Here is a 5,498-nt window from a genome sequence, read left to right as displayed (position 1 = left end):
CCGAACCGTACCCGCGTGGTTAATGGCATAGGTGTTGGCTTCGTTATGTTGCCCGAGCGGGTCGTTAGAGAGCTCTGCCAGGTGGCAGATGGCGTCGAAGCCCGCCAGGTCGTCGCGGTTGATAGCGCGGATGTCCTTCCACATCTGACGGACGCCCGGGGGCCATGGCGATTCGAAGAGCGTGCCGTCGGTGTAATATCCGGTGTCGAGCCCGGTTACGGTGTGGCCACGTTCGTGTAGCAACTGTACGAGTGGGTAACCGATGTAGCCTTGGCTGCCAGTAATGAGAACGTTCATGAAGTAGGGGGATTGAAAAAGAATCGGGCCGGGGGTCTGCATGGTGAGGCGATGCTGCAAGGGCATCCCAAAGAGCCGTTGCTACGAAGGTCAGTTGAACAGCTTGCAGTCTACCTGATTTTTGATTATAAGGGGTTGCTAAGTGCGATTAGAAGATGCGGTACATGGTGTTCAGCCCTACGACCTTTTGCGGATGTCTGTGGGCACCCAACTTCAGTCGAGCGCTCGCTACATATGCGATCTCCTTGATGTATTTGCGAGCGTGTGGTATCGCATAGCGATGCATCAACGCGACGAAGCAGCGCCTGCGCTCGGACGATGAAAGCGGAGCATACCACACGGCACGGACGAGTTCGCGAAGCCACCGCCACTCTAACCAACGCACAACATTTTCGTGGCCAGGGTCAAACCAGGTCAGAAGCCTTGCAATCTCCTGGTTCGTGCCTTGAATGGAGTTCTCGTCGTGGTAGCGCTTGAGAAAAAGCTTTTCAGGTACCTGGTACACATCTCCCCAGAGCGTTAGCTCGCCGATCAGTATGAGATCGGCTGAAGGGAAGTCGCCGTGGCGCATCGTGGCGCGCAAGACTTCGGTACGCATCAACCCAAATAACTCACCCCCATCACCGCCCCAGAGGTAGGCATCCAAATAGGCTGCAAATCGGTCTTGGGGGAGCATGTTTACCAGATGGAGATTACGAATCCATCCCGGAGACGCAACACAGTCCGAATTGGCGTCGATCACCTGCGTTTTCGTGTGCGCGACCACCACATTAGGGTGCGTATCCAGCACGTCTACGCAGGCTTCAATGCAGGTCGGGGCAAGCACATCGTCGTGGCACATCCACCGAAAATATGGAGCCCGGGCTCTGGCCAGCGTGCTGTTATAGTTCTTGGCAGCGCCCAGATTCTCGGGGTGCCGCTCGTACCGGATCCGGCTGTCGCGCTCAGCGGCTGCCCGACAGATCGCCTCGGTGGCATCGGTTGAGGCATTGTCGCAGATGATGAGTTCAAAGTCTGTAAAGGTCTGACTCAGCACCGAGTCGAGCGCCTCTTGAAGGTAAGCGGCTCCGTTGTATACCGGGAGACCTATGCTGACACGAGGTACATGTGAGGAGGTAGAGTAAGCGACCATACGCTAAGGCCAGTAAATATATGTATGGTGACCACAAATATCGTAGACAAACGTAAGTCAAGAGGAACGTGCTATACTAATGCATTTGGTGTTTTAAAAGCAGACTTTTGGCGTTGTAGGTAGTAGTTATTTCTGTATTAGAGGTGGTGGGAGGTGGACGTCAGGGTTCAGGTATCCATGGTGCCTCCCTGCAATTTCGTCTCGTCGTGCTGATGCGCCTGTACAAGATCTGTTAGGAGGCAGGACACCTTAAAAATACTATAAACCCTCTGTGGGGCAACATACGTGTTGTAAAAGGAACCACGTACAACATATAAAGCTGCAGCGCCTATACGTGGTGTGGAAAGACAAAAAATCGAGCCCCGGCTACCAAACGTAGGGCTCCAAACCGACCTTCAGGAGAACCGACCTGAGAGGGCCCTGAGCGATACGCTCAGGCTCAGATAGCAGAGACCGGCCCACATATAGTTTTTTACATCGGGTTAGCAGACTCTTCGTGGACGCGTACCTTCTCCCCATCGTCGCAGGCATTTTCATACTGGGTATTCTTGCCCAGTTTCTTGCTCGCCGCCTCCAGATCCCGAGTGTCCTGTTTCTGATCTTTGTTGGCGTTGCGCTTGGTAGCGAGGGGCTGGGCATCGTCACCTACGATCTCTTTGGAGAGGGCCTCTCGGTCATTGTGGGACTCAGCGTGGCTCTCATCGTGTTTGACGGAGCCTTCCAGCTGCGCAGAGAACGACTTCGGGAGGCGCCTACTGTTACGATTCGACTGGTGACGCTTGGCGCAGTCGTTACGCTGGCGGGCACGGCCGTCGCGGTTTACGGTCTCTTGGATGTGCCCTGGTCTATAGCTCTCCTGGTCGGGGCCCTGCTGGTGGCTACCGGACCCACGGTTATCACGCCCATTCTGGAGGTGGTGCGCGTGCGCGAGCATGTGGCTTCTGTTTTGGAGGCCGAAGGAATCATCAATGACGTAACGGCGGCCATCGCGTCGATCGTCATCTACGAGACGATGGTTATCGGCGATGCAGGCGCTACGGCGAGCCTGGTGGCCTTCGCCGAGCGGCTGGGCTTCGGCCTCCTGGCCGGGGGGATTACCGCAGGAGTCGTCCGTTTCGTGCTCACGCGCGATCTGATTACGGGCGATGCCCCCCAGGTCGCGCGGTTCTTCTTTCTGAGCGCGGCCCTCGGCGCGTTTGCACTGGCCGAGGCGGTGGCTGCCGAGGCGGGGATCGCGGCAGCGGCTACGTCGGGCATTCTGCTTGGAAACATGAAACTGCCTCACGAGGAGACGATGGAGACGTTTGGGCGGGACCTTACCCTCATCATGCTCTCCTTTATCTTCATCGCACTTGCGGCCCTGATCGACATTCAGGCGATGCTGGCGCTCGGCGTGTGGGGCGTTGCCGTCGTGCTTGTAATCGTGCTTGTCATCCGGCCCATCGTGATTGCCGGCGCCACGCTGGGCGTCGACCGGTTCACCATGCCGGAGCGCTTCTTTCTTGGACTTGTTGGACCGCGTGGCATCGTACCAGCCAGCGTGGCTACGCTCTTCGCGATCGAACTGGCCGCGGAGGGGGATGCTGCTATGGCCGACGTGCTGACCGGAGCGGTCTTCCTCGTCATCTTCTTCACCGTCGTGCTCCAGGCCGGTCTTGCACGACAGATTGCACAAGCCCTTTCGGTGTCTCCTATGAAAACACTCCTTATCGGCGGCGGCCGTGTATCGCGCGCCCTGGCCGAACGTCTCGAAAAACGCGGTGAGCATGTGATCGTTATCGAAGCCAATGACCAGGTGGCCCGTCGGATGCGCGATGACGGGTTCACCGTGCAGGTCGGCGATGGCACCGAACCGGATGTGCTGCGAAAAGCCGGCGTTGAAGATGCCAAACAGGTTATCGCCGTCACCGAAAACGACAACGATAACCTGCTCATCTGCCAGCTGGCCCGGTCAAAGTTTGGTGTCAAGAACGTGTATGCGCGGGTGAACGAGTCGGGCAACATGGAAGCCTTCGACACGCTCGACGTTACAGCGATTGATGTGCCTATGGCGGCGGCCTTCGCGATCGATAATGAGATCGAGCGGCCCGCGATCACCCACTGGATGAACGTGCTGGGAGAGGGGCACGACATCCAGGAAGTCGAGATAACAGCGAACGACCTGGTGGGGCAATCCATCCGCAAGCTCAACAAGCAGATTCCGGGCGGCTGCATCGTGGTTGTCATCGCTCGCGACGACACCACCTTCGTTCCCTCGGCCGACGACACGCTCAAGAAAGGCGACCGTCTCACGTTTGCAGGAGATGAGCGGGCCGTTCAAGATGCGGTAAAACGGTTTCATCCGCATGACTGAGCAGTCCGTTGAAGAACGAAAGCAGCTTAAAAACACAGCGCGGCCCCCAACCCGAAGCACGAGCGCCCGTAGAGGCGATTCCGTTGTTTTTGTAACAGTCACATGTGTGGTATGGAACCCTCAACCGCTCCGCGTCCGACGGATACCTCGAGCACAGACCCAGCGCCTTACGAGCAAGGCGACGCGCTGCGTAGCGCATTCGAAGACCGCGACGCTCGGGCTGCCGAGCTCTCGCTGGCCGACGTGCTCGACGACCCGGATGGGTGGGACCTGACCCGCGAGGAGTACTGGGACTGGGTTGCACACCTGATTCGGGCCGGGCGAGACCTCGACAGGCAGCTTAATGAGGTGCTTCATAAAGCATACGGCTGCTCTACGTCCTTCTACAGCCTGCGCAGCCGCAAGCGGCTGCAACAGCTGATGGCCGAGCTCGGACGCCTGCAGCCCCAGCTGCGCGACCTGGAGCGAGACGTGAAAGAGCTGGCGCTGGTCATTGCTGCCGATCCTGACACGCCCAACACCGACGCAGACAACTTCACGATGATCGTGCTCGACAGCGCCAACCAGACCTACGACCGGGCCTACCAGCTCTGCCAGGATAAACTGGCCACCATCCAGCAGGGGTGGATTACCGCTACCAACATGTTCTTGAGCATCGTGATGCTCATCGTGACGATTCTCTTCTGGATGGAGTTCTGGGAGTAGTGGACGCATGCCAACTCCACACGCTCCGTTAGCGCGTGTAGGCACAGGCCGGTGAAGGCGTGGACAGGAAAACGGACGGATGGAAACCGCCCATCCGTGCTCTTCCCGGCAAGAGGAGACCGCAAGTACATCCCATCGACCAGCATCCCGTTTCCGTAGAGCGATGCGCTTCTCCTGCGGCACGCCCGGGCCCTGTCTACCGGGCATCGGGGACCCAACTGCATGCCTGCGACAGATACGCACGAAACGCAGGCCCTGCCGCTTTTCCCCAACAAAAAACCGCCCGATGCTCCGCATAGAGCACCGGGCGGTGATTTTGTATAGCCAGTAAGCGGGGTCTCGTGCTTACGCCACACCGTCTTCAGCAGCAGGCTTCGGCTCTTCAGGAGCGCCATCGCCCGAGGCGGCCGGCACGTCGTCGAGCTCCAGCTCATCGGTTTCGCCGGGCGCGCGGTCTTGCGTGCGCGGGTCGACGCCGTCGCCGGGGAACTGCTTGATGTGCTCCGTCGGCGTCTCCTTGCCTGCGTCGCGTCCGAGCGGACTGCCTTCGTGGATGTAGAACTCCTTGTTCGGCAGCGTGTCGTTGTAGCGCAGCGCGGCCTCGGCAGCTTTGCGCATGCTGTCGTCGGCGTTGTCGCGCAGGCGGCCGAAGTTCGTGTAGATCTTGTTCTCGAACCACTCGAAGAGGTACTCAAACGCCGCACGGTCGCGTTCGAAAGCCGGACCGTACTCGCCGGTGCGCAGCTGGTCGTCCATCTTCGAGAGCGACGCGGTGAGCGCGTAGAGGTAGATCGCGTTGTCGGCCACGCGCGCTTGCTGCGCCTGATGCTCCACAATCTTCTCGCGCTCCCACTTGCTCGCCATCTTGAAGAAGTGCGAGTGCTTCTGGATGAGCGTCGAGAGCTTCTCTGCCTGCTGACGCAGCGCCGGGTGCACGCTTCGCACCTCGGGCGCCTGCGGCTTAATGCCCATAAAGAGCTGTCCGGCCAGCGGCAGCGCCTTCGACATCAC

4 protein-coding genes and 1 pseudogene are annotated in these 5,498 nt (G+C 59.0%); 2 read left to right on the top strand and 3 right to left on the bottom strand.

Translation table 11 applies throughout. The features are described 5' to 3' along the window. Together PPP56_RS10215 and PPP56_RS10210 are read right to left on the bottom strand one after the other, a co-directional pair. Positions 1-297: NAD-dependent epimerase/dehydratase family protein (locus PPP56_RS10215; protein WP_353563942.1), on the bottom strand; the 297-nt coding region annotated here is incomplete at its 3' end. A 148-nt stretch (positions 298-445) separates the two neighbouring features. Next, on the bottom strand, positions 446-1,429 hold the full coding sequence (locus PPP56_RS10210; RefSeq protein ID WP_353563941.1) for a glycosyltransferase family 2 protein: 984 nt from the start codon (positions 1,427-1,429) through the stop codon (positions 446-448). Positions 1,430-1,946: 517 nt separating this feature from the next. On the opposite strand from PPP56_RS10210, the gene PPP56_RS10205 reads away from it, so the two are divergent. Continuing rightward, on the top strand, positions 1,947-3,782 hold the full coding sequence (locus PPP56_RS10205; RefSeq protein ID WP_353563943.1) for a cation:proton antiporter domain-containing protein: 1,836 nt from the start codon (positions 1,947-1,949) through the stop codon (positions 3,780-3,782). A 111-nt stretch (positions 3,783-3,893) separates the two neighbouring features. Continuing rightward, positions 3,894-4,487, top strand: a complete 594-nt coding sequence (locus PPP56_RS10200; RefSeq protein ID WP_353563940.1) for a hypothetical protein — start codon at positions 3,894-3,896, stop codon at positions 4,485-4,487. Positions 4,488-4,832: 345 nt separating this feature from the next. On the opposite strand, the pseudogene PPP56_RS10195 reads toward PPP56_RS10200, so the two are convergent. Next, positions 4,833-5,498, bottom strand: a pseudogene (locus PPP56_RS10195) (hypothetical protein); the annotation flags it as partial.

Origin of the sequence: Longimonas sp. (assembly GCF_040409695.1) — a bacterium.
GTDB lineage: Bacteria > Bacteroidota > Rhodothermia > Rhodothermales > Salinibacteraceae > Longimonas.
Note: the sequence above shows the minus strand (reverse complement) of the source record. Positions and strands in the feature narration are given on the sequence as shown.

What these genes read in the sequence shown, in the direction of transcription:
- PPP56_RS10200 (WP_353563940.1), top strand. Translation starts at nt 3,894, where the DNA reads ATGGAACCCTCAACCGCTCCGCGTCCGACGGATACCTCGAGCACAGAC.
- PPP56_RS10210 (WP_353563941.1), bottom strand. Translation starts at nt 1,429, where the DNA reads ATGGTCGCTTACTCTACCTCCTCACATGTACCTCGTGTCAGCATAGGT.